The organism is Streptomyces sp. NPDC001100, from assembly GCF_053598575.1.
Map to the genome: position 1 here is coordinate 1 of NZ_JBSFKO010000060.1, position 20,736 is coordinate 20,736.

Annotated in this window: 19 protein-coding genes and 1 pseudogene; 12 read left to right on the plus strand and 8 right to left on the minus strand. The window is 69.4% G+C overall.

The features are described 5' to 3' along the window. Positions 1-308 (minus strand): annotated as a pseudogene (locus tag ACWDEW_RS46070) (ABC transporter permease); the annotation flags it as partial. Continuing rightward, a complete protein-coding gene (locus ACWDEW_RS46075) occupies positions 308-1,327 on the minus strand; it encodes a sugar ABC transporter substrate-binding protein (RefSeq protein WP_450521928.1) in 1,020 nt (339 codons plus the stop codon). The gene ACWDEW_RS46075 and the pseudogene ACWDEW_RS46070, both read right to left, overlap by 1 nt. 319 nt (positions 1,328-1,646) lie before the next feature. Here ACWDEW_RS46075 and ACWDEW_RS46080 point away from each other — a divergent pair, with 319 nt between their 5' ends. Then, positions 1,647-2,675 carry a LacI family DNA-binding transcriptional regulator gene (locus ACWDEW_RS46080; protein ID WP_450521929.1) on the plus strand — a complete coding sequence of 343 codons (1,029 nt, stop codon included), beginning with the start codon at positions 1,647-1,649 and terminating at the stop codon, positions 2,673-2,675. 166 nt (positions 2,676-2,841) lie between these two features. Here the strand turns inward: ACWDEW_RS46080 and ACWDEW_RS46085 are convergent, their stop codons facing one another. Beyond that, entirely contained in the window at positions 2,842-3,201 is a 360-nt protein-coding gene (locus ACWDEW_RS46085; protein WP_450521931.1) for an amidohydrolase family protein, read from the minus strand. A 267-nt stretch (positions 3,202-3,468) separates the two neighbouring features. Between ACWDEW_RS46085 and ACWDEW_RS46090 the strand changes: the two genes are divergently transcribed. The 5 genes from ACWDEW_RS46090 to ACWDEW_RS46110 all read left to right on the plus strand — a co-directional run bounded on the left by ACWDEW_RS46090 (position 3,469) and on the right by ACWDEW_RS46110 (position 6,404). Then, entirely contained in the window at positions 3,469-3,963 is a 495-nt protein-coding gene (locus tag ACWDEW_RS46090) for a MarR family winged helix-turn-helix transcriptional regulator (protein WP_450521998.1), read from the plus strand. 154 nt (positions 3,964-4,117) lie between these two features. Then, positions 4,118-4,726 (plus strand): DsbA family protein, encoded by a 609-nt coding sequence (locus ACWDEW_RS46095; protein WP_450521933.1) that lies wholly within the window; start codon positions 4,118-4,120, stop codon positions 4,724-4,726. A 47-nt stretch (positions 4,727-4,773) separates the two neighbouring features. Continuing rightward, on the plus strand, positions 4,774-5,580 hold the full coding sequence (locus tag ACWDEW_RS46100) for an MBL fold metallo-hydrolase (RefSeq protein WP_450521935.1): 807 nt from the start codon (positions 4,774-4,776) through the stop codon (positions 5,578-5,580). Positions 5,581-5,582: 2 nt separating this feature from the next. Next, positions 5,583-5,993, plus strand: a complete 411-nt coding sequence (locus tag ACWDEW_RS46105) for a nuclear transport factor 2 family protein (RefSeq protein ID WP_450521937.1) — start codon at positions 5,583-5,585, stop codon at positions 5,991-5,993. A gap of 33 nt (positions 5,994-6,026) precedes the next feature. Beyond that, positions 6,027-6,404 carry a nuclear transport factor 2 family protein gene (locus ACWDEW_RS46110; protein ID WP_450521939.1) on the plus strand — a complete coding sequence of 126 codons (378 nt, stop codon included), beginning with the start codon at positions 6,027-6,029 and terminating at the stop codon, positions 6,402-6,404. Between the two features lie 273 nt (positions 6,405-6,677). Here ACWDEW_RS46110 and ACWDEW_RS46115 read toward each other — a convergent pair whose 3' ends face one another. Then, the gene (locus ACWDEW_RS46115) at positions 6,678-7,970 is read right to left on the minus strand and encodes a cellulase-like family protein (protein ID WP_450521941.1); all 1,293 of its coding nucleotides are present in this window, start codon (positions 7,968-7,970) and stop codon (positions 6,678-6,680) included. 159 nt (positions 7,971-8,129) lie between these two features. Between ACWDEW_RS46115 and ACWDEW_RS46120 the strand changes: the two genes are divergently transcribed. After that, positions 8,130-10,178, plus strand: coding sequence for a glycoside hydrolase family 2 protein (locus tag ACWDEW_RS46120; protein ID WP_450521943.1), 2,049 nt, complete (start codon positions 8,130-8,132; stop codon positions 10,176-10,178). A 77-nt stretch (positions 10,179-10,255) separates the two neighbouring features. Here ACWDEW_RS46120 and ACWDEW_RS46125 read toward each other — a convergent pair whose 3' ends face one another. The 4 genes from ACWDEW_RS46125 to ACWDEW_RS46140 all read right to left on the minus strand — a co-directional run bounded on the left by ACWDEW_RS46125 (position 10,256) and on the right by ACWDEW_RS46140 (position 16,208). Then, positions 10,256-12,298, minus strand: coding sequence for a beta-galactosidase (locus tag ACWDEW_RS46125; protein ID WP_450521945.1), 2,043 nt, complete (start codon positions 12,296-12,298; stop codon positions 10,256-10,258). A gap of 667 nt (positions 12,299-12,965) precedes the next feature. Further along, a complete protein-coding gene (locus ACWDEW_RS46130) occupies positions 12,966-13,895 on the minus strand; it encodes a carbohydrate ABC transporter permease (RefSeq protein ID WP_450521947.1) in 930 nt (309 codons plus the stop codon). Further along, complete coding sequence (locus ACWDEW_RS46135) at positions 13,892-14,797, minus strand: carbohydrate ABC transporter permease (protein WP_450521949.1); 906 nt, start codon at positions 14,795-14,797, stop codon at positions 13,892-13,894. Before ACWDEW_RS46135 ends, ACWDEW_RS46130 begins: the two co-directional genes overlap by 4 nt. A gap of 64 nt (positions 14,798-14,861) precedes the next feature. Further along, on the minus strand, positions 14,862-16,208 hold the full coding sequence (locus tag ACWDEW_RS46140) for an ABC transporter substrate-binding protein (protein WP_450521951.1): 1,347 nt from the start codon (positions 16,206-16,208) through the stop codon (positions 14,862-14,864). Positions 16,209-16,361: 153 nt separating this feature from the next. Between ACWDEW_RS46140 and ACWDEW_RS46145 the strand changes: the two genes are divergently transcribed. From ACWDEW_RS46145 to ACWDEW_RS46165, 5 genes are all read left to right on the plus strand, one after another. Further along, a complete protein-coding gene (locus ACWDEW_RS46145; RefSeq protein WP_450521953.1) occupies positions 16,362-17,123 on the plus strand; it encodes an SDR family NAD(P)-dependent oxidoreductase in 762 nt (253 codons plus the stop codon). A gap of 67 nt (positions 17,124-17,190) precedes the next feature. After that, positions 17,191-17,949 (plus strand): FadR/GntR family transcriptional regulator, encoded by a 759-nt coding sequence (locus ACWDEW_RS46150; RefSeq protein ID WP_450522000.1) that lies wholly within the window; start codon positions 17,191-17,193, stop codon positions 17,947-17,949. After that, positions 17,946-19,091 (plus strand): galactonate dehydratase, encoded by a 1,146-nt coding sequence (gene dgoD, locus ACWDEW_RS46155; RefSeq protein WP_450521955.1) that lies wholly within the window; start codon positions 17,946-17,948, stop codon positions 19,089-19,091. The genes ACWDEW_RS46150 and dgoD overlap by 4 nt, the downstream gene beginning before the upstream one ends. Positions 19,092-19,137: 46 nt before the next feature. Beyond that, positions 19,138-19,758: a bifunctional 4-hydroxy-2-oxoglutarate aldolase/2-dehydro-3-deoxy-phosphogluconate aldolase gene (locus tag ACWDEW_RS46160; RefSeq protein ID WP_450521957.1), complete on the plus strand. Its 621-nt coding sequence runs from the start codon at positions 19,138-19,140 to the stop codon at positions 19,756-19,758. Beyond that, positions 19,755-20,729, plus strand: coding sequence for a sugar kinase (locus ACWDEW_RS46165; protein WP_450521959.1), 975 nt, complete (start codon positions 19,755-19,757; stop codon positions 20,727-20,729). Before ACWDEW_RS46160 ends, ACWDEW_RS46165 begins: the two co-directional genes overlap by 4 nt. The last annotated feature ends 7 nt before the right edge of the window (positions 20,730-20,736 follow it).

Consider the following 20,736-nt stretch of genomic DNA (forward strand, 5'->3'; position numbering starts at 1 on the left):
GTGATGACCGCGACACCGGCGGAGAGGTCGAACTCCCCGCCGATCATCAACAGCGCCACGGGCAGGGCCATGATCCCGATGGTCGACGAACCGTAGAGGATGTTCGCCATCGACGCGCCCTCGCGCACCGGCGGAGCCGCGATCAGGAAGAACACGTACACCGCTGCCGCACCGAGGAAGACACCCACCTCGGGACGGGCCAACATCCGGATGGCCAGGGCCCGTTCAGAGGTTCGGCCGTCTGATTCCTTCGGGCCGGGGGCCGGCGGTGTGGTCACCGCCGGCTCGGCCTGCTGGACCGTACGCATCACCGCGTGCCCTTCGCGGCGAACTTCGCCACCGCGTCGACGTCGGTCTTGTCGACGAAGGCCGGGCCGGTCAGTACGGGCTGCTCACCGCCGCCGCTGTAGTTGCCGTTCGTCTTGTAGAGCCACAGCGAGTCGACCGCCAAGTAGCCCTGGAGGTACGGCTGCTGGTCGACGGCGAACTGGATACTGCCCTTCTCGATCGCGGAGATGAGGTCCTTGTTGAGGTCGAAGGTGGCGACCTTCGCCTTGCTGCCCGCATCGGACAGCGACTGCACCGCAGTCAGCGCGAACGGGGCGCCCAGCGTGACCACGTAGTCGATGGACTTGTCCTGCGTGAGCTTGGCGGTGATCGTCGACTTCACCGACGGCATGTCCGTACCGTTGACGTAGAGGATGTCGGTCTTGCCGGTGAAGGTCTTCTTCACGCCGGCGCAGCGCTGTTCGAGGTTGACGTCGCCCTGGGCCTGGATCACGCACAACGCGTGCTTGGCGCCCGTGGAGTTGAGCTTGGTGCCGAGCGCCTGCCCGGAGACGGACTCGTCCTGGCCGAAGAAGGACAGCAGTCCCTGCTTCTTCCAGTCGCTCAGCCCGGCGTTGAATCCCACGACGGGGATGCCTGCCTGCTCGGCCTTGGCGACGACGTCCTTCAGGGCGTCGGGCTTGGCGAGGGTGACCGCGATGCCGTCGACCTTCTGGTCGATCGCGTTCTGCACGAGGTTGGCCTGGTCGGCGGCGGTCTCGTCGTTGGAGTAGATGAGCTTGACGTTGTCCTTGGCGGCGGCGGCCTCGGCGCCCTTGCGGATGGTGTCCCAGAAGGTGTCGCCGGAGGGCGCGTGGGTGACCATCGCGATCGTCATCCGGGGAGTGGTCGCCTTGCCCACGGAGGCGCCGGAGGTGTCCTCCGTGGACTTCTTGCCGCCCGAGCTGCTGGAGCAGCCCGCGAGGGTGAGGGCCGCCGCGGCGGCGACGGCCACGACGGGGGCGATTCTGCGGGAGCGGGGAAGGGCTGTACGGCTCATGGTTCGTGCACCTCGCTGTGCGACTGAAAGAGGTAGCAGGGCGGTGGGTCCGCAGCTGCTTGATGGGCCGGGGTCGGAATGGAGGATCAGAGTCGGCTCACATGGAGCTGTGGCGGCCGGATGTACCGTCCGCGACCGCTTCCCGCCTTGTGGGCGGCATCGACCGTGAGCGCGTGTCCCCGCCGGTCGCGGGCGACGTTCCAACGGCCTTCGCTGGAACGTCAGGACAATTTAAAGCGCTTTAATTCCTGGTACTATCGACTCGTTTCGAGAGCGTGTCAAGGGCGTTGCGCGAGAAGAATGCGGCCGGGAGGCACAAGTGGAGGACGCTGGGGCGGAACGTCGCCAGGCCGAGAAGAAGCGCCCACGGCTGGAGGACGTGGCGGCACGGGTGGGTGTCTCCACCGCGTCCGTCTCCCTCGTGCTGCGCGGTGTGGCGGGCCCCAGCGAACGCACCCGGCAGCGCGTCCTGAAGGCCGCCGCCGACCTCGGCTACCAGGTGGACCGCACCGCCAGCCTGCTGGCCAGCAGGCGCACCCGGATGCTCGGCGTCATGGTCGACGTCCACAGCCCCTTCCACGCCGAGCTGGTCGAGCATCTGCACTCGGCCGCCGAGGAGGTCGGCTACGACCTCGTCCTGAGCACCCAGACCCGCACCCGCGACGAGCGCACCGCCATCGAGACGCTGCTGGCCTTCCGCAGCGAGGCGCTGATCCTGCTCGGCCCGACCGCCCCCGTCGACACCCTCGCCGCACTCGACGGCAAGGCCCCCGTCATCGTCGTGGGCCGTCGCATCGAGGAAGGGGAGCTGGACGTGGTCCGCACCGCGGACGACGACGGCGTGGGCCAGATCGTCGACCGCCTCGTGGTGCTCGGACACCGCGAGATCACGTACGTCGACGGCGGCAAGGGCGTGATCGCCACCGACCGGCGCCGCGGCTACCGCACCGCCATGCGGCGCCACGGACTGGGCGCGCACATCAAGGTGTTGCGCGGTGACAACACCGAGGCGGCCGGCGAGCGCGCCGCCCGCCAGCTCCTCGACGCGGACCAACTGCCCACCGCCGTGGTCGCGTTCAACGACCAGAGCGCGATCGGTGTCCTGGCCGCTCTCGCCCGTGCCGGTGTGTCCGTACCCGGAGAGGTGTCAGTTGTGGGGTACGACGACGACAGACTCTCCCGCCTGAGCTGCTTCGACCTGACCACGGTCAGCCAGGGGGCCGAGGCGCAGGCGCGCTACGCGGTGGCCGCGGCGGTGGAACGCCTCGATCAGGGTCGTACCGAACCCCGAGAGGTGGTCCTGGCTCCGCATCTTGTGGTGCGCCGCACGATAGCCAAGCCGCGCTGACGGGTTCCGCGCCGTGATCGCAGCCGGCACCGTGCGGAAAACCGCGGAAGGGGTTGGCGCGGTGCGCCCAAGATGGCGGTGCGCGGTGGATCTTGGCGCGCGGGACCGTGGATCGAGAGCGCGACATCGCAGGTCCCGGCCACCTGGCCGCCCTTGAACTGCGTGATCAGCACACCGGGGAACGGCTCCGTGGGCCCGATCGCAGGTGGCGGCCCCGGGGTTCGGCGTCCGTCAGTCGGTCGGCGTCGACGACGGGACGGCCGCCCGCCACGACGGTCTCCGGCCAGCCGGTGACGGTCATGCCCTCGTACGGTGTGTAGTCCGTGGCCATGGGCAGGCCGGTGCTGCGGACGGTGCGGGTGGCCGTGGGGTCCCAGATCGCCAGGTCCGCGTCCGCGCCGGGGGCGATGACTCCCTTGCGGGGGTAGAGGCCGTTGAGCCTGGCCGGGTTGGCGCACATCAACTCGACGAAGCGGCCCATCGGTAGGCCGCCCCTGACCACCAACTCGCTGAAGATCACGGGCATACGGGTCTCCGCGCACTCGCACCGAACCGGCCGCTTCCACAGCACGCCCCAGCGTCGGCCACGGGCCAACCGTGACGACCGCGAGCGTCGTGTTCACCTCGGCACACATCGGTGTTGACGGCCGCCCTGACGCCGCCGCGACCTGGCGCCGCTGCGGGAACGACTGGAACTGCTTGTCGTTCGACTGGTCCAGGTGTCTCCGCCGCCCCATCCGGTTCCTGCATGATCGGTACGGTGGTACCGGGACGACGATGGGGCGGTGTGGCCGTGGGTGAGGAAGCGGAGATCAGGACGGCGAAGGAGGCCGCCGGTCACGAGCTCATCCTGGCGTTCGGGCGGCTGCAGGGGGCGGCGAACCGGCTGGAGTACATCCTCGGCCGGGCGCTGGAGGCGGAGTGCGGCATCAGTCACCTGGTCTTCGAGGTGCTGCTGATCCTCGGGCGCGCGGGCGAGCCGGGACTTTCCATGCGTGCCATTGCCCAGGAACAGGTGCTGACCACTGGTGGTGCCACCCGCCTGGTGGATCGCATGCAGGCGGCGGGTTTCGTGACGCGTGCGGACTCCCCCGACGACCGGCGGGGAAAGCTGGTGCGGCTGACGCCGCTGGGCGAGGAGACGGTCGTGCGCGCGTCCCGGGTGCACCTGGAGAACATCAAGCGATACCTCGTGGATCCCTTGCCCGAGGCGGATCGTAAGCGGTTCGCGGAGGATCTCCGCATCCTCAGCCACACCGCTCGGGACCTGCTGCCCCGCCTGCCCTGACCTGCGGACCAGCGGCGACGCTGGTGTAATGCTGTTGTCAGCCACACCCCTGTGCCTCACCTCACACGGACCTTGAAATATCTGACACGTCAGTTACTGTTTCGTCAGACGAATGCCCGCACCAGGTGGGCAGGACACGCCTTCGAGGTCATCCATGAAGCTCGTCTACGTCTTCGACGCCTACTGCGGCTGGTCGCACGGGTTCTCCGGAACACTGCGCGAGGTCGCCGCCCGGCACCCCGAAATGCCGGTCGAGGTCGTCTCCGGCGGCCTGTTCACCGGATCGCGGCGGGTACCCGTCCGAGAGTTCGGCTACGTCCAGGGCGCGAACGCCAAGATCGCCGAGCTGACCGGCGCCGAGTTCGGCGAGGCCTACGAGCGGCTGATCGCCGACGGCTCGTTCGTGATGGACTCCGAGGCCGCCGCCCGCGGTGTCGCAGCCCTGCGCCAGGTCGCCCCCGACCGCGCGGCGGAGCTGGCCGCGGCCCTCCAGGCCGCCTTCTACGTCGACGGACGCAGCCTGTCCGAGGCGGTGACCTACCGGACGGTCGCCCAGGCCGCCGGGCTCGACGCGGATGCCGTCGTTGCCGCCTTCGAAGCACCCGAGGCACAGACCGCGGCCCACGCCGACTTCCGCCGCGCGGTCCAACTCGGCGTCACCGGGTTCCCCACTCTGCTGGCCGTCGACGGCGACTCCGTCACCCCGCTGGCCTACGGCCAAGCCACCGCCGACGAGGTCGACGCACGCTTCGCCGCTCACTGAGCTTCACCCCGTCACGTCCCCATCCCTTGCGAAAAGGAGCGCCTAGCATGAGCACCCTCGACTTCAAGGTCCTCGACCTGGACTTCCCGGCCGGCAGCAAGAACAAGACCGCCACCCTCGTCACCGGCGAGAATGAGGCCCTGCTGGTCGACGCCGCGTTCACCCGCGCCGACGGTCACCGCCTGGCCGCCGAGATCCTCGACTCCGGCAAGAAGCTGACCACCGTGTTCGTCAGCCACGCCGACCCGGACTTCTACTTCGGTGCCGAGGTCCTCGCCGACGCCTTCCCCGAGGCGACGTTCGTCGCCACCCCGATCGTCATCGAGCACATCCGGCACTCCTACGAGGGCAAGCTCAAGGCCTGGGCCGCGCTCGGCCCCAACCTTCCCACCCGGCTGGTCGCCCTGGCTCCGCTGACCGGTGACCTCAGCCTGGAGGGCCACCGCTTCGAGCTCAAGGGCGGCCCGGACGCGCTGCCCGACCGGCACTACCTGTGGCAGGTCGAGAGCCGCGCTCTCCTCGGCGGTGTCCTGCTCTTCCAGCAGGAGCACGTCTGGGTCGCCGACACCCCGACCCCCGGCGACCGCGCCGCCTGGATCGACCTGCTCGACGAAATGGCCGCTCTGCAGCCGGAGTTGGTCGTCCCCGGCCATCGCCTGCCCGGCACCGCCGCCGACGCGAGCGCCATCTCCGCCACCCGCGAGTACCTCCTCGCCTTCGAGGAGGAGCTCGACAAGGCCGCCGACGGCGCCACGCTGACAGAGGCGCTCGTCGCGCGCTACCCGGACAACGGCATGCTGATCGCCGCCCAGATCGGTGCGAAGGTCGCCAAGGGCGAGATGAAGTGGGGCTGACCATGACCGAGTTCGCCACATCGACCGCCCCCGCGGACGTCGTACGGCGCCAGTACCTGGCCTCAGCGGCCGGCGACCTGGATGCCCTGCGGGCCACGCTCGCCCCGGACGTGGAGTGGACGGAGATGGCCGGCTTCCCGCTTGCCGGCACCTACCGCACCCCCGAGGGCGTGACCTCCAGCGTGATGGAGAAGCTCGGCCAGGACTGGGACGGCTGGACCGCCCATGACGACACCTACGTCGTCGACGGCGAGAACGTCGTCGTCCTGGCCCGCTACAGCGCCGCAAACAAGGCCACCGGCAAACCGATCGACGTCCGCGTCGCGCACCACTTCGTCGTACGCGGCGGGCTCATCGTGCGCTTCGAGCAGTTCGTCGACACCGCACTCGTCCGCGACGCCATGACCGCCTAGACACACTCCAGCCCCCGAAGACAGGAGAGACGCATGTCCGCTGCAGACAACAAGGCGCTCGTCATCGCGTTCTACGAGCAGGCGTTCAACGACTATCAGCCGGAAGAGGCCGCCGCCCATCTCGGCGAGACCTACATCCAGCACAATCCGGAGGCGCAGGACAGTCCGCAGGCGTTCGTCGGGTACGTCCACTGGCTGCGCGGTCAGTTCCCCGACCTGCGCCTGGACATCAAGCGGGCCGTCGCCGAAGGGGACCTCGTGGTCACCCACAGCAACCTGCATCTCAAGCCCGGTGACCGGGGCATGGCCGTCGCGGACTTCTGGCGTCTCGCCGACGGAAAGATCGTCGAGCACTGGGACGTGATCCAGGAGGTGCCCGAGAAGAGCGCCAACGACAACACCATGTTCTGATCTCCGCGAACGCGGCGAGTGCTCGCACCCGCCAGCATTGCGAGCTGCGTGACCCGCCGTCACCTGCTTGTGCACCATCCAGCCGTGTGTCGCGGCACATGCCGCGGCACACGGCCTGCACCTGAGTTGAGGGTGGTGCAGGCGAACGAACACCGTGGTCCTGGTGCCTGGTTGCTCGCGCTGGCCTTCCGCTGGCCGCCGGCTCGTGTGCTTGCCCGGTCCTTGTGCCGGCATGGCTTGCCGTCCGCACTTCGGGCTGCTGCGGGATCGCGTTCAGCCCGCGGTGACGCGTGCGTTGACCCGCCGCATCCAGTCCCGGTCGGTGTGCCACATGGGGTGGTGCGGAGCGGCGTTGGAGGTGAGGACGACGCCCTGGAAGCCTGCGGCGAGGCAGCGGTCGACGACGAACTCGGCGATGTCCTTGCCGACGGCGTCCTCCTCGAAGCGGGTCAGGAGCGGGGTGTATCCGACGACGCTTTCACCGAGGACGGCGGGGATGCCGCGCTGGCGGGCGAACTCGGCGACGGAGTCGACCCACCCGGCCAAGGTCTCCCGCATGGCCTGCCGGTGTGCCGGATAGTTCTCGTAGAGCCACAGGTCCCAGCGGTCGGGGTCCACCCAGTCGTGCACGTAGAACAGTTCGCGGGGGATCCCGGTGGCGGCCAGTCGCCAGGGTTCGTCCGGCTGGTAGTCGGCGAAGGTGGGTGCGTCGGCGCGCAGCATGGCGGCCAGTTCGGGGGTGGGCCAGGTGGTGGTCTCGGGTGCCGCTTCGGTGCCGTGGCCGAGCCCGACCGCTTCGTACAGCGCGCCGAGGACGCCGTAGACGTAGAAGTGGAAGTGCGCGATCTGCGCCTGCTCGGGCAGGTCGTCGAGCTCGTCGGGCCAGGGCTCGCCCAGCGAGTAGGTCACGGGTACGGCGGGGTGGCGTGCCCGCAGCAGCTTGACGGCGCGTTCGAGGGGGCCGCGCAGCCGGGCGTAGTGGCGGGCGGTGCCGTCGGCCGGTACGAGGGAGCAGTTGTCGACCTCGTTGTGCACTTCGACGTAGGCGACGTGGTGGGCCAGTCCGCGCTCGGTGAGAAAGTCCAGCAGGTCGGCGAGGGCTTCGGCCACCGCCTCGGCGCGGTCCGGGCCAGGAACTTCGGCCAGGGCGCGATGCCAGGCGTCGGTGTCGGCGAAGCTGGGGGACTGCTGGTACTCCCACGAGGACACGATGACCTTGCAGTCGTGCCGGGCGGCTGCCTCGAACAGCTCGACGAGCCGTCGGCGGCCGTCCAGCGGGTAGCCGCCGCGGACGTTGTACCAGCGGGTGCGCTGTCCGAACTGCTCGCCCAGGCCGCGGACTTGGAGGCTCTCCGGGGCGGGGACGTGTCCGGAGAACAGCAGGAAGGGCATGGCGCAGACGCGCACGGTGTTGAAGCCGCGCTCCACCGTCTCGGCGAAGGCGCGGTCGAGGTCGGCGAAGGGTTCGCCGGGTCCGGCCTGCGTGTACCAGCTGAAGTCCCACAGGGTGATGGCCAGGCGGCGCGTGCCGTCGGGCGCGGTGGCTTGCTGCGATGCGGTGGTCATGGGGTCACCCGTCGTTCGTGTGCGGAAGGGCGCCGTCGGCGGTTCGGCGGCACCACGCTAGCTCAATTCATTATTTATGAATAATCCTTGACGGCGCTGGCGGGCTTGTCCAGGCTGTGGGGCGGACGAACACGCACGTGCCTCAAGGAGCCGCCCGACATGACCGAATCCATCCACCCGTCCCGGCGCACCGTCGTCACGGCACTCGGCGCGGCTGCATTCGTCGCCCTGCCGGCCTGGCCGGCGACGGCGCGATCGGCAGACGCCAAGACCGTGGCCGCCGCGAACGGCCCGGTGCTCGACACCCACCCGGCCACCGAGCCCTCCGGCACCCATGTGCGGGACGTAGGCGGGACCAACGTCGTCTTCCAGTACGGCACGGTGCTGCCAGCCTTTGACGGCTGGCGCACCCACGAGCCCACCCGCGACTACCTGTCCCTGGACAAGCGGTGGCGCTTCCGCTTCGACCCCGAGGACCAGGGGCTCGGCGAAGGCTGGCAGTCACCGCGCCACGACGACAGGGCGTGGGACCGCATCGACGTCCCGGCTGCCTGGGACCTGCTGGACACCCCCGGATTCGGTTCGGAGAGCACCCCGTTCGGACAGGGCACCGCCTTTACCGACGGCTATGCCTGGTACCGCACCACCGTCGACGTACCCGCGTCCTGGCGCGCCCGGCATGTGCGCATCGCCTTCCTGGCCGCCGGCTACAGCGCGGAGGTCTGGGTCGACGGCACGCACCTCGGCAAGCACGAAGGCGCCAACTCGCCCTTCGCGCTGCCGGTTTCGGGGGCACTGCGGCCCGGAACGAGGCAGACGATCGCCGTGCGGGTCTTCCGCCGGGCGAGCTACACGGACTACACGGCCTCGACTCCGCAGCCGGTCACCGACGAATACGAGGTGCCGTACAAGCCCGTCGACTACTGGCCCTACGCGGGGCTGACCCGCTCGGCCTGGATCGAGGCGGTCCCGCAGGTCACCATCGCCAAGCTGCTCGTGGCCGCAGCGAACGGGCGCCTGGAGGCACACGCGGTCGTCGAGAACCACGGGACCTCCGACTTCGACGGCAGGCTCACGCTGGATCCCGGCCGGGACAGCGGCGGCCGGCCCACCGTCGTCGCGGCCCGGATCGCCGCCCGGTCGGCGGGCGTCGTACGGGTCGTGCTCCGTGTACCCGGCGCCCCGCGATGGAGCCCGGCCTCGCCGCACACGCTCACCGCCCGCGCCACCCTGACCGCCGGGCACCACGCCGGCCTGCGGGTGGACACACTGTCCACCGTGTACGGCATGCGCGAACTGGCCGTCGGCGACGCGCAGTTGAAGCTGAACGGCAAGCCCGTCTTCCTCAAGGGGCTCAACTGGCACGAGGAGACGGCCGCGCACGGCAGGGCGATGACACCGGCCGAGTACGACCGCGAACTGGGCCACATCACGACACTGGGCGCCAACTTCATCCGCAACTGCGTCTACAACCGCCACCCCTACGTCTACGACTGGGCGGACGAGCACGGCGTGCTGGTGATGGACGACATCGACACCATGTGGCTCAACACCGCGCAGGAGAAGCTCCAGACCGAGCGCTACGGCCTCGCCCGCGCCCTGGCCCTGACGATGGCGTGGAACCAGCACAACCACCCCTCGGTGATCCTCTGGGGACTCCAGAACGAGTCGGAGATCGACGCGCAGGGTGCCCCGGTCTACCGGGCCTGGCTCGCCGACCTCAAGGCGGCCGTGAAGGCGGTCGACCTCACCGCCCGACCCGTGACCTGGGCGTCCAACACCAGCAACGATCCCGCCTTCGACCTCGCGGACGTGATCGGGTTCAACGAGTACTTCGGCTACTTCTACGGCAAGGACGCCGACCTCGGCCCCACGCTGGACGCCGTGCACGCGAAGTACCCCGACAAGCCGATCCTGATCACGGAGAACGGCACGTGGTCCGTGGCAGGCACCCACGGCCCCGGCACCACGCAGGGCACCGAGGAATGGCAGGCGGCGAGCTTCACCGCGCACTGGGCGCAGGTGGCCGCGCGCAGCGAGTTCGTCGCAGGTTTCACCTACTGGGTCCTCAAGGACTACAAGGAGCGGGCCGGCTACAACCAGGCCTACAACGGCATTTCCGTGATGGGTCTGCTCACGTTCGCCGAGGAGCGGCCCAAGCTCGTCTACGACGCGTTCCGCACGGCCGCGCGTCCGAAGGGCCGGTGACCCTGCGGAACGGGGGCCGGTGAGAAGGGGAGGGGTGAACTGCCCCTCCCCTTTGCGTTGGCGGCTTGTTCGGCCTTTTACGGCTCGGTGGTCAGTACGGCTACTCCGGCTACGGGCAGCGTGATGCGGTCGATGGGCGTTCTCCCTGGGGTCAGGGCGTCGGTCATCGGCTCGGGGAGCCCGATCTCTACCTCCTCCTGGCCGTGGTTCAGCAGGAAGACGAAGCGTCCGCCGTCGCTTTCGCGCACGGTCGCCTGGACGTGCTCGGGAAGCCCGTGGAGTACGGGGGCGACGGACGCCGTACGGCACACGTCGTCGGTCAGTGACCGCATGGCCTCCGGTCCGAGACGCGTGGCGACATACCAGGCGTGCCCCTCGCCGAAGGAGTGCCGGGTGACGGCCGGCTGCCCCGCAAGATCACCGGAGTCGAACTCGGCCACCGTCCGGGCGCCTTCGGGTATGAGGGACTCCGACCACAGGTCGGCGCGGCTGACCGTGCCGTCCGCGTGCCGGACGTCGACCGTCTCCTTCTCCGCCAGCGGCCAGAACTCCTCGACGCGAAGGCCGAGCACCTCGCGCAGTGGGGCTGGGTATCCGCCCAGGTGCACCCGGTCGCAGTCGTCGACGATGCCGGAGAAGAACGACATCAGCAGGTGGCCGCCGCCGCGGACGAACTCGGTGAGGCGTTCGGCGTCCCGTTCCTTGAGCAGGTACAGGTTGGGCGCGACGACGAGGCGGTAGCCGGACAGGTCCCGGTCCGGGGGTACGACGTCACAGGCGATTCCGGCCTCGAACAGGGGCCGGTAGTGGGCGAGCGCGATGTCCATCTGGCTGAGCGCGGTGGACGGGTGCGAGTCCAGTTCCAGGGCCCACCAGCTGTTCCAGTCCAGCACCAGGGCGACCTCGGCGGTCGAGCGGGTGCCGGCGATCTGTGGCACGGAGGCCAACTCCCGCCCCAGCTCGCGCACTTCGCGGAAGGTACGGGTGTCGGTGCCGCCGTGCGGAACCATTGCCGAGTGGTACTTCTCGGCACCGCCCCGGGACTGGCGCCACTGGAAGTACAGCACCGCGTCCGCACCTTGGGCCACAGCCTGCCAGCTCCACAACCGCATCCGGCCCGGCGGCTTGGGCCCGTTGCGCTCACGCCAGTTGACCGCGCTGGGCGCCTGTTCCATCAGCATCCACGGCTGTCCGGCGCGGGCGGAGCGGGTGACGTCGAAGATGAACCCCGCCGAAAGGTGCGTGTCCTCGTCGTGCGGGTCCTGGTAGACGTCGACCGAGACGACGTCCTCCTCGGCGGCCCACCGGAAGGCGTCGACGGGCTTGTGTACGCCGATGAAGTTGGTGGTGACGGGCACGTCCGGGGTGATCCGCCGCAGGACCTCCTTCTCGGTCAGATAGCACTGGAGCAGCGCGTCGTCGGAGAAGCGGGCGAAGTCCAACTGCTGGGCGGGGTTCGGGAAGGTCGGCGCGAGCCGTGGCGGCAGCACCTCGTCGAAACTGTCGTAGTGCTGAGCCCAGAAGGCCGTCGACCAGGCGTCGTTGAGGGCCTCGATGTCGCCGTACCGCTGGGACAACCAGCGCCGGAAGTCGGTGGCCGACTCGTCGCACCAGCACTGCGGGGTGTGACAGCCGTACTCGTTGCCGATGTGCCACATCTCCAGCGCGGGATGGTCGGCGTACCGGGTGGCCAGTCGCTCGACCAGACGCGCGGCGTGCTCGCGGTACACGGAACTGGAGGGGCAGTAGTGCTGGCGTCCGCCGGGCCACATCCGGCGGCCGTCGGCGGTCTCGGGGAGGATCTCGGGGTGCAGCCGGGACAGCCAAGGCGGCGGGGACGCCGTCATGGTGGCCAGGCATACGGCCACGCCGGCCCCGGCGAGGTTGTCCATGACCCGGTCGAACCAGGTGAAGTCGTACTCGCCGGGCCTCGGTTCCACCTTGGCCCAGGAGAAGATCCCGGCCGTGACCATGGAGACGCCGGCCTCCTTCATCAGCGCGACGTCCTCGGCCCACACCTCCTCCGGCCACTGCTCAGGGTTGTAGTCGCCGCCGAAGGCGATCCCGGCCGGACGCAGGTGCCGCCGGTTGTCGATCGGTACTGAGGGTGCTTGGTACATGCCGGTCAGTCTTGAAGCGCCACCGCCAGGCAGTCAAGATGTATTCATAATTAATTGAAACATCAGGGTTGGTGTGAGTGTGGCAGGGGAGAGGCGCGTGATGACGGAATGCCGCAGGACGACGGGGTGCGTGGCGGTGGTCGTGGTCACGGACACGGGCGACGCAGCGGGGCGGCGGTCCCAGCCGCCATGCAGGGAACGGAGGACGCGTGGAGTCCGTGCGCCGCGCGATGTGACCTCGACCGCAGGGTCCACGACCCTCCCCTGAGAACACGGCGTTCCAGGCGCCGCCACGTGGCCGACACTGTCTGCTGCTGGGCGTGATGGCCACCGCGGACGTACACCGGCGCGGCCAGGGTCCTGCTGCGGCCTGGCGCCGGCGCGTGGCATGGGCCGACCCTGGTCTGTAGCGGCGGCGGTTGCACCGGCAGCCTCGTCGAGTACGGCCGTTCGAAGTCGCGCATCGGGTGGGTGAAGAGGCGTTCGACGATCCACCGCCCGGGCAACGCCACGAACCGACGCAGGTCGCTGCGTGTGGCATGGCCAACGCCGGTGCGAGCACCGGGACGCGGCCATTCAACGGTGGCGACCATCGACATTGGCGCGAGCCTGGAGTGGGAGGGCGACTTGGTCCGTCGCAGGGGGAGGACCGCTCGGTCCGGCGGCGTCAGCCCTTTACGCTGCCCTCGGTCAGACCGCTGCGCCAGAAACGCTGCAGGGCGACCATGGCGATCATCAGGGGGACGACGGAGACGAAGGCACCTCCGACGGTCAGTTGGTAGAGCTGTGGTTGGCGGTCGGCGAAGGACTGCCACGAGGTCAGACCGAGGGTGATGGGATACAGCTTCGAGTCGGAGAGCATGACCAGTGGCAGGAAGTAGTTGTTCCAGATGCCGACGAACTGGAATAGGAAGATCGTCACCAGGGCGGGGGTCATGATGCGCAGAGCGACGACCGTGAAGATGCGGATCTCTCCCGCGCCGTCGATGCGGGCTGCCTCCAACAGCTCGTCCGGTATGGATGCCGCGGCGTAGATCCGGCACAGGTACACGCCGAAGGGACTGACGAAGCTCGGCAGAAGTACGGCCCAGTAGGTGTTGGCCAGGCCCGCCTTGCTGAACAGCAGGTACATGGGGAGCGCCAGGGCCGTGGCAGGTATCAGGACGCCACCCAGCACGATGTTGAAGATCGTGTCGCGGCCGGTGAAGGAGAACTTGGCCAGCGCGTAGCCGGACATCGCGGCCAGAAGTGTCGCCACGCCGGCGCCGACGCCCGCGTACAGCAGGCTGTTGGCGGCCCAGCGCAGGTAGATCGCGTGGTCGTAGGTGACCACCTGGTGCAGGTTGCTCAGGAACTGGGGATGGGAGAACCACAGTCCGAAGCTGCCGAACAGGTTGCCGGTGGACTTGGTCGAGGCCACGGCCAGCCAGTACACCGGGAGCAGGAAGTACCCGGCGGCCGCTACGAGAAGGCCGATGACCAGGATGCGGCTGCGCGTGGTGACCCCGGTGATGCCGCCGCGCGGCGTCGTGCTGTCGTCGGAAGCCGGCGACTCGGCCCTCAGCGGGACTTCGCGGGCCGGTGTCTGGAGACTCACGCGTCCCCACCTCTCTTGTTGATCAGCCGCAGGAAACCGAAGGAGAGCGCGAAGGCGGCGAGGGCGAGCAGCACTGCCTCGGCGGCGGCGAGGTGGTAGTTGTCGTTGGTGAACGCCTCGTTGTAGGCGCTGAGGTTGGGGGTGTAGGCGCTGTCGATACTCGATGAGACGGGCTTGAGCACCAGCGGTTCCGCGAACAGTTGCAGCGTGCCGATGATGGTGAAGACCGTGGTGAGGATCAACGCCGGGCGCAGCAGCGGCAGTTTGACGTGCCGGACCGTCGCCCATGCACTGGCGCCGTCGATGCGGGCGGCCTCGTACAGCTCCGCGGGGATGGTGCGCAACTGGGCGACGAGAACCAGGACGTTGTAGCCGGCGAACTCCCAGGTGACGATGTTCGCGATGGACCACAGGACCGTGTTTCCGCCCAGCAGGTCGACCGATATGCCCAGGTGGCGCATGCCGTCCACGAGAGGGCTGACTCCCGGAACGTACAGGAAGCCCCACAGGATGGACGCGATGACGCCCGGGACGCCGTAGGGCAGGAAGAAGGCGGCGCGGAAGAACCGCACGCCTCTGGCCGAGGCGCTGTCCAGCAACAGCGCGAGCCCGGCGGACAACGCGACCATCACCGGCACCTGGACGGCCGCGAACAGCAGTACCCGGCCGATGCTGCGCACAAAGGCGTTGTCGGACAACGCGTCGGAGTAGTTGCGGAGCCCTACGAAGGCGCTGTGGCTGCCTCCGAGTCCCAGGGCTCCGGTGTGCTCGACATCCATGACGCTCTGGTAGACGGCGTAGCCGATGGGGACGGCGAAGGTCAGGAGGAACAGAAGGAGGAATGGCGCGACGAAGGCGACGGGCACCAGGTTTCTGCGGCGGCGGGGCGCTCGGGTGGACATCAGGATTCTTTCTGGAGTCCGGAGGGAAGAACGGCGGCGGCCGTGTCGCGCCCTCCGGAGGCGGTCACTGGCCGGTGGAAACCTTCAAGCCCTTCCTCTTCAGATCCTCGACGGTCTGCTTCTGCGCCTGCTGGACCGCGGAGACGAACGTGCCCTTGCCGGCCAGAGCGGCCTGGAAGCCGTCGTTGAGGTGCTGGTAGGTGGCGTCGATCGTCGGTATCCACTTCCACGAGGTGTCGATGCTCTTGTCCGCCTGTGCGAAGACCTCGTTGTACTTCTGGCCTCCGAAGAACTTCGAGGGCTTGTCCAGCGAGGAGCCCTTGTACGCGTCGGCCCCCGCGGGCCAGCCGTATCCGCCCTGCAGCAGCAGGTCGACGCTGGCCGGGTCGGTGTTGAGCCACTCGGCGAACTTCAAGGCTTCGGGGATGTGCTTAGCGCCCTTGAGGACAGCCGTGGAGGATCCTCCCCAGTTCGCGGAGACGTTCGCGCCCTTTGTCCACTGCGGCATGGGTGCGACGGCCCATTTGCCGCTGGTCTGGGGGGCGTTTCCGCTGATGATGGCGTCGCCCCACTGGGCGCTGACCCACGAGGTGATGGCACCGGTCTGCAGGTCCTTGTACCAGCCGTTGGCGAAGTCGGGTTCGGTCTTGATCACTTTCTCGCTGCGCAGCTTGTCCCAGAAGGCGGCGACCTTGAGGGTCTGCGGGGAGTCCATGTTCACCGTCCAGGTGTCGCCGTTCACGCCGAACCACTTGGCGCCGGCCTGCCAGGCGAGTGCGGTGAACCAGGCGGAGTTTCCGGCGGGGAAGGTGCTGATGTAGGCCTTCGGGTCGGCGTCGTGGATCTTCTGCGCGGCCTGGGCGAACTCGTCCCAGGTGGCGGGCGGCGTGATGTTCCATTTCTTGAACAGGTCGGAGCGGTAGAACAGGCCCATAGGGCCGGACGCCTGGGGGATCGCGTAGACCTTCGAGTCGAAGACCCCCTGCTGCCACTGCCAGTCCACGAACTTGGACTTGTCCTTGTCCGCGCCGTACTGGGACAGGTTCACCAGGCCGTTCTCCAGCAGGAACGAGGGGATCTCCTGGTACTCCACCTGTGCCAGGTCGGGCGCGTTGCCGCTCTTGAGCGCGGCGCGCATCTTCGCGTAGCCGCCGCTGCTGCCCGCCGGGATCTTCTCCAGCTTGACGTGGATGTCCGGGTGGGTGGCGTTCCACTTGTCGACGGCCTTGTCGACGCCGGGAACCCACGACCAGAAGCGCAGGTCGACCTGCTGGCCGGGCTTGGCAGGTGCCTGGGCTCCCTTGTCCTGCGAACTGTTCGAACCCCCGCAGGCGGAGATCACCAGGGCGGTGGCGGCAAGGGTTGCTGCGAGTGCGCCCCGGCTTCTGCGGAGGTGTGTGGTGCGGCTCATGGGAGGAGGTCCTTCCTCGCTTCGTGCTGAAACGTGCCTGTTGCTGCCGGTCAGTCTTGGAGCGTCATCGCCATCTCGTCAAGATATATTCATAATTAATTGAAACAGCTATGGTGGGTGCACTCAGCAGCCATCAGAGGGGAGACACACGCGATGACGGAGTGCCGCAGGATGGCGGGGCGGGTGGCGGTGATCACCGGCGCAGCGCACGGAATCGGCGCCGCCACGGCACGAAGGCTGGCGGACGAGGGCGCGAGCGTCGTGGTCACGGACGTGGACGACGCGGCGGGCAAGTCACTCGCCGCAGGCATCGAGGAGAGCGGCGGACGCGCGGAGTACGTACGGTGCGACGTGACCTCGGCCGCCGACTGGGAGAACCTGGCCCGCCATGTCGACGAGCACCACGGGCGGCTGGACGTACTCCACAGCAACGCCTTCGCCCAACTCAACAAGCCCGCACACGAGTTGAGCGAGGCCGAGTGGGACGGTCAGATGGCCGTGCTGCTCAAACCGGCCTGGCGCGGGATGAAGACCTTCGCGGCCATGCTGCGTCAGGCATCTGGGTCCGTCGTGCTCACCTCCTCGGTGCACGCGGTCATCGGCATCCCAGGCCATGCCGCCTACGCTGCCGCGAAGGGTGCGTTGTGCTCGCTGGGGCGGCAGTTGGCCGTCGAGTACGGGCCGGACATCCGGGTCAACACCGTGCTTCCCGGACCCATCCTCACCGCCGCGTGGGAGGGCATACCGGAGTCCGACCGGGCGCGCAGCGTGGCGGCCACCGCGGCCAAGCGCTTCGGGCAGCCGGAGGAGGTGGCCGCCGCGGTCGCCTTCCTCGCATCGGCGGACGCCTCCTACGTGACCGGAGCCAGCCTCGTGGTCGATGGAGGATGGAGTGTCATGAAGGAGTCCTCGTGAGCACCGCGCACCTGGCGGTATGCCGTACGAGGCCTCCGCGAACAGCACCGAGACGGAAACGGAGAACCTGGTGAGCAAACCCGGTAGGGGGCTGCACGGCCAAGCGGTGGAGGAACTGGGCCGGCGCATCATGCGCGGCGACTACCCCCCGGGCACCGTGGTGGACCCGGCCAAGTTCCAAACCGAACTCGGCGTCAGCCAGACCGTCGTGCGCGAAGCACTGCGGGTGCTCGCCGCCAAGGGCCTGCTCGAATCACGGCAGAAACGCGGCACGACCATCCGGCCCCGCGCCGACTGGAACCTGCTCGACAGCGACCTCCTGCGCTGGCAGGGCAGCAGCGCTCCCACCGACGGCTTCCTGGGGGACCTCGCCGAGGTCCGCGTGATCGTCGAGCCCGCCGGAGCCCGGCTCGCCGCCACCCGCCGAACCCCGGCCGACCTGGACACACTGCGCCAGGCGCTCGACGCGATGGCCGCGGCGGGCACGGACGCGGACGCGATGGTCGAGGCGGACCTGGCCTTCCACCGCGCCCTGCTGGACGCCGCGCACAACGAACTCCTCAGCCGGATGGAGGTCGTCATCGAGGCGGGCCTGCGCGTGCGCGACCGGATCGTGCACGGCACCCGGCACTTCGCCGACTCCATCCCCGTGCACCAGAAACTGCTCGACGCCGTCGCAGCCGGCGACCCGGACGCCGCCGTGGCCGCCGTCGAGTCACTCCTGGCCCAGGCCACCGACGACCTGGCAGCCGTACAGGCACGCAAAGACAAGGAAAACCGCGCCGCCGACGTCGCGACCGACCCGCCGCCGAAGGAAAATCCTTGAAAATAACCGGACTTGAGACGTTCCTGGTGGCTCCGCGCTGGCTGTTCCTGCGCGTCGCCACCGACGAGGGCGTCACCGGCTGGGGCGAGCCACTGATCGAGGGACGCGCCGAGACCGTACGCGCCGCGGTCCACGAACTCGCCGACTACCTCGTCGGCCGGGACCCGCTGCGGATCGAGGACCACTGGCAGGTGCTCACCAAGGGCGGCTTCTACCGCGGCGGCCCCATCCTCTCCAGTGCGGTCGCCGGCATCGACCAGGCCCTGTGGGACATCGCCGGCAAGACCTACGGCGTCCCGGTGCACCGCCTCCTCGGCGGCCCCGTCCGCGACCGCGTCCGCATGTACGCCTGGATCGGCGGCGACCGCCCCAGCGAGGTCGCCGAGCTGGCCGAGGAACAGATGAAGGCCGGCTTCACCGCCGTCAAGATGAACGGCTCGGCCGAACTCGCCCCGATCGACACCCCGGCACGCACCGCCGAGGTCGTCGCACGCGTCGCCGCCGTCCGCGAAGTGCTGGGCGACGAGCGGGACATCGCCGTCGACTTCCACGGCCGGGCCTCCACCGCCATGTCACGCCGCCTGCTGCCCCTGCTCGAACCCCTGCACCCGCTGTTCGTCGAAGAACCCGTCCTGCCGGAACACTCGGGCCACCTGCGCAGCCTGGTGGAATCCACGAGCATCCCCATCGCGACCGGTGAACGCCTCTACTCCCGCTGGGACTTCCGCGAGGTCATGACCAGCGGCATCGCCGTGGCCCAGCCCGACCTGTCGCACGCCGGCGGCATCTCCGAGGTCCGCCGCATCGCGGCCATGGCCGAGACCTACGGCGTCGCCCTTGCCCCTCATTGCCCCCTCGGCCCGATCGCCCTGGCCGCGAGCCTCCAGATCGCCTTCGCCGTACCGAACTTCCTCATCCAGGAACAGAGCATGGGCATCCACTACAACCAGCAGTGCGACCTGCTGGATTACGTGATGGACCCCGAACCCTTCCGGTTCCAGGGCGGATACGCCGTCGCCAGCTCCCGCCCGGGGCTGGGCGTCGAGATCGACGAGAAGGCGGTACGCCACGCCGCCGAGACCGGACACCGCTGGCGCAACCCCGTATGGCGCGGACGGGACGGGGCGTTCACCGAATGGTGACCACCGTCAGGCCCTCGCCCCCCACGCACAAGGAGAGACTGCTCCCATGAACCTGGTGGAATCGCTACGAGCCCACCGCCTGCTGGCGATCGTGCGCGGCAAGGATCCTGCCGCTGCCCTGCGCACCGTGGTCACCCTCGCCGAGGAGGGCATCGCGGCCATCGAGGTCTCGCTGACCACCGCCGACGCCCTGACCGTGATCAAGCAGGCGCGCACCGAACTGGGCCCCGACGCGCTGGTCGGCGCCGGAACCGTACGCTCGGCCGCGGACGCCGCCCGCGCCATCGACGCCGGCGCGTCCTACCTCGTCACCCCAGCACTGGTCGACGGACTGGAGCCTTACGGCATACCCGTACTGATGGGAGCCCTGACGCCGACCGAGATCGAACTCGCCCTCGCGCGGGGAGCCGCCGCGATCAAACTCTTCCCCGGCTCCCTCGGCGGACCCGGCTATCTACGGGCCCTACGAGACCCCTTCCCCGAGGTGCCGTTCGTGCCCGTCGGCGGGGTGGACGCGCAGGCCGCCCGCGACTACCTCGACCTGGGTGCCCTCGCCGTCGGCGTCGGATCGCCCCTCGTCGGGGACGCGGCCGACGGCGGAGACCTGGACCAACTCCGCGCCCGTGCGGCCACGTTCCGCAAGATGACCGCACAGGAGACGCCATGACGGTACCGGATCACCCTGCCCCGCCCGAAGTCGTGACCTTCGGCGAGACGATGGCGGCGCTGCGCGCCCACAGCGCCCTGCGGCTCGGCGGCAGCCTCGGCCTGTCCGTCGCCGGAGCCGAGTCCAACGTCGCCATCGGCCTCGCCCGGCTCGGGCACCGGGTGCGCTGGGTCGGCAGAGTCGGCGCGGACGAACTCGGCGCGCTGGTCCTGCGCACCCTGCGCGCCGAAGGCGTCGACACCGGCCACGCGGTCACCGACGACACCGGCCGGCCCACGGGACTGCTGCTGACCGAACCCCGCCTGGGCACACTCACGCGCGTCAGCTACTACCGCGCGGGTTCCGCGGGCTCGGCCCTCTCACCGGCCGACGTACTGCCCGCGCTGGCCTCGGGACCCCGCATCCTGCATCTGACCGGCATCACACCGGCACTCAGCGCGTCGGCGGCCGAGAGCGCCCTGGCCGCCGTCACGGCCGCCCGCAGCGCGGGCATCACCGTATGCCTCGACGTCAACTACCGCTCCCGGCTGTGGACGTCGGACCGCGCCCGCGCGACGCTCCGGCCGCTGCGGGCCCACACCGACCTGCTCATCGCCTCCGAGGACGAGCTGTCGCTGATGCTGGAATCGCCCGGAGCGGGCGAGGCCGAGGCCGTGCAACGCATCCTGGCCGCCGGCGTGACCGAGGTGGTCGTCAAACGCGGCGCACGTGGTGCGACCGCTTTCACCACCGACGGGGCGATCGACTGCCCGGCGCGAGAGGTCGGCGTGGTCGACCTGGTCGGTGCGGGCGACGCCTTCGTGGCGGGATACCTGTCCGGACACCTCCACGGCGCGGACATCCCCGCCCGGCTGTACCGAGCCGTCACGACCGCGGCCTTCGCCGTCGCCACCCGGGGCGACTGGGAGGGCCTTCCGACACGGGACGAACTCGGCCTGTTCGACCAGCCCGAGGGCACGACCATTCGCTGACCTGGAG

Excerpts from the sequence above, each read along its gene's own strand:
- ACWDEW_RS46075 (WP_450521928.1), bottom strand. The coding sequence starts at position 1,327 with ATGAGCCGTACAGCCCTTCCCCGCTCCCGCAGAATCGCCCCCGTCGTG.
- ACWDEW_RS46085 (WP_450521931.1), bottom strand. The coding sequence starts at position 3,201 with ATGCCCGTGATCTTCAGCGAGTTGGTGGTCAGGGGCGGCCTACCGATG.
- ACWDEW_RS46095 (WP_450521933.1), top strand. The coding sequence starts at position 4,118 with ATGAAGCTCGTCTACGTCTTCGACGCCTACTGCGGCTGGTCGCACGGG.
- ACWDEW_RS46100 (WP_450521935.1), top strand. The coding sequence starts at position 4,774 with ATGAGCACCCTCGACTTCAAGGTCCTCGACCTGGACTTCCCGGCCGGC.
- ACWDEW_RS46105 (WP_450521937.1), top strand. The coding sequence starts at position 5,583 with ATGACCGAGTTCGCCACATCGACCGCCCCCGCGGACGTCGTACGGCGC.
- ACWDEW_RS46110 (WP_450521939.1), top strand. The coding sequence starts at position 6,027 with ATGTCCGCTGCAGACAACAAGGCGCTCGTCATCGCGTTCTACGAGCAG.
- ACWDEW_RS46115 (WP_450521941.1), bottom strand. The coding sequence starts at position 7,970 with ATGACCACCGCATCGCAGCAAGCCACCGCGCCCGACGGCACGCGCCGC.
- ACWDEW_RS46120 (WP_450521943.1), top strand. The coding sequence starts at position 8,130 with ATGACCGAATCCATCCACCCGTCCCGGCGCACCGTCGTCACGGCACTC.
- ACWDEW_RS46125 (WP_450521945.1), bottom strand. The coding sequence starts at position 12,298 with ATGTACCAAGCACCCTCAGTACCGATCGACAACCGGCGGCACCTGCGT.
- ACWDEW_RS46135 (WP_450521949.1), bottom strand. The coding sequence starts at position 14,797 with ATGTCCACCCGAGCGCCCCGCCGCCGCAGAAACCTGGTGCCCGTCGCC.
- ACWDEW_RS46140 (WP_450521951.1), bottom strand. The coding sequence starts at position 16,208 with ATGAGCCGCACCACACACCTCCGCAGAAGCCGGGGCGCACTCGCAGCA.
- ACWDEW_RS46145 (WP_450521953.1), top strand. The coding sequence starts at position 16,362 with ATGACGGAGTGCCGCAGGATGGCGGGGCGGGTGGCGGTGATCACCGGC.
- ACWDEW_RS46160 (WP_450521957.1), top strand. The coding sequence starts at position 19,138 with ATGAACCTGGTGGAATCGCTACGAGCCCACCGCCTGCTGGCGATCGTG.
- ACWDEW_RS46165 (WP_450521959.1), top strand. The coding sequence starts at position 19,755 with ATGACGGTACCGGATCACCCTGCCCCGCCCGAAGTCGTGACCTTCGGC.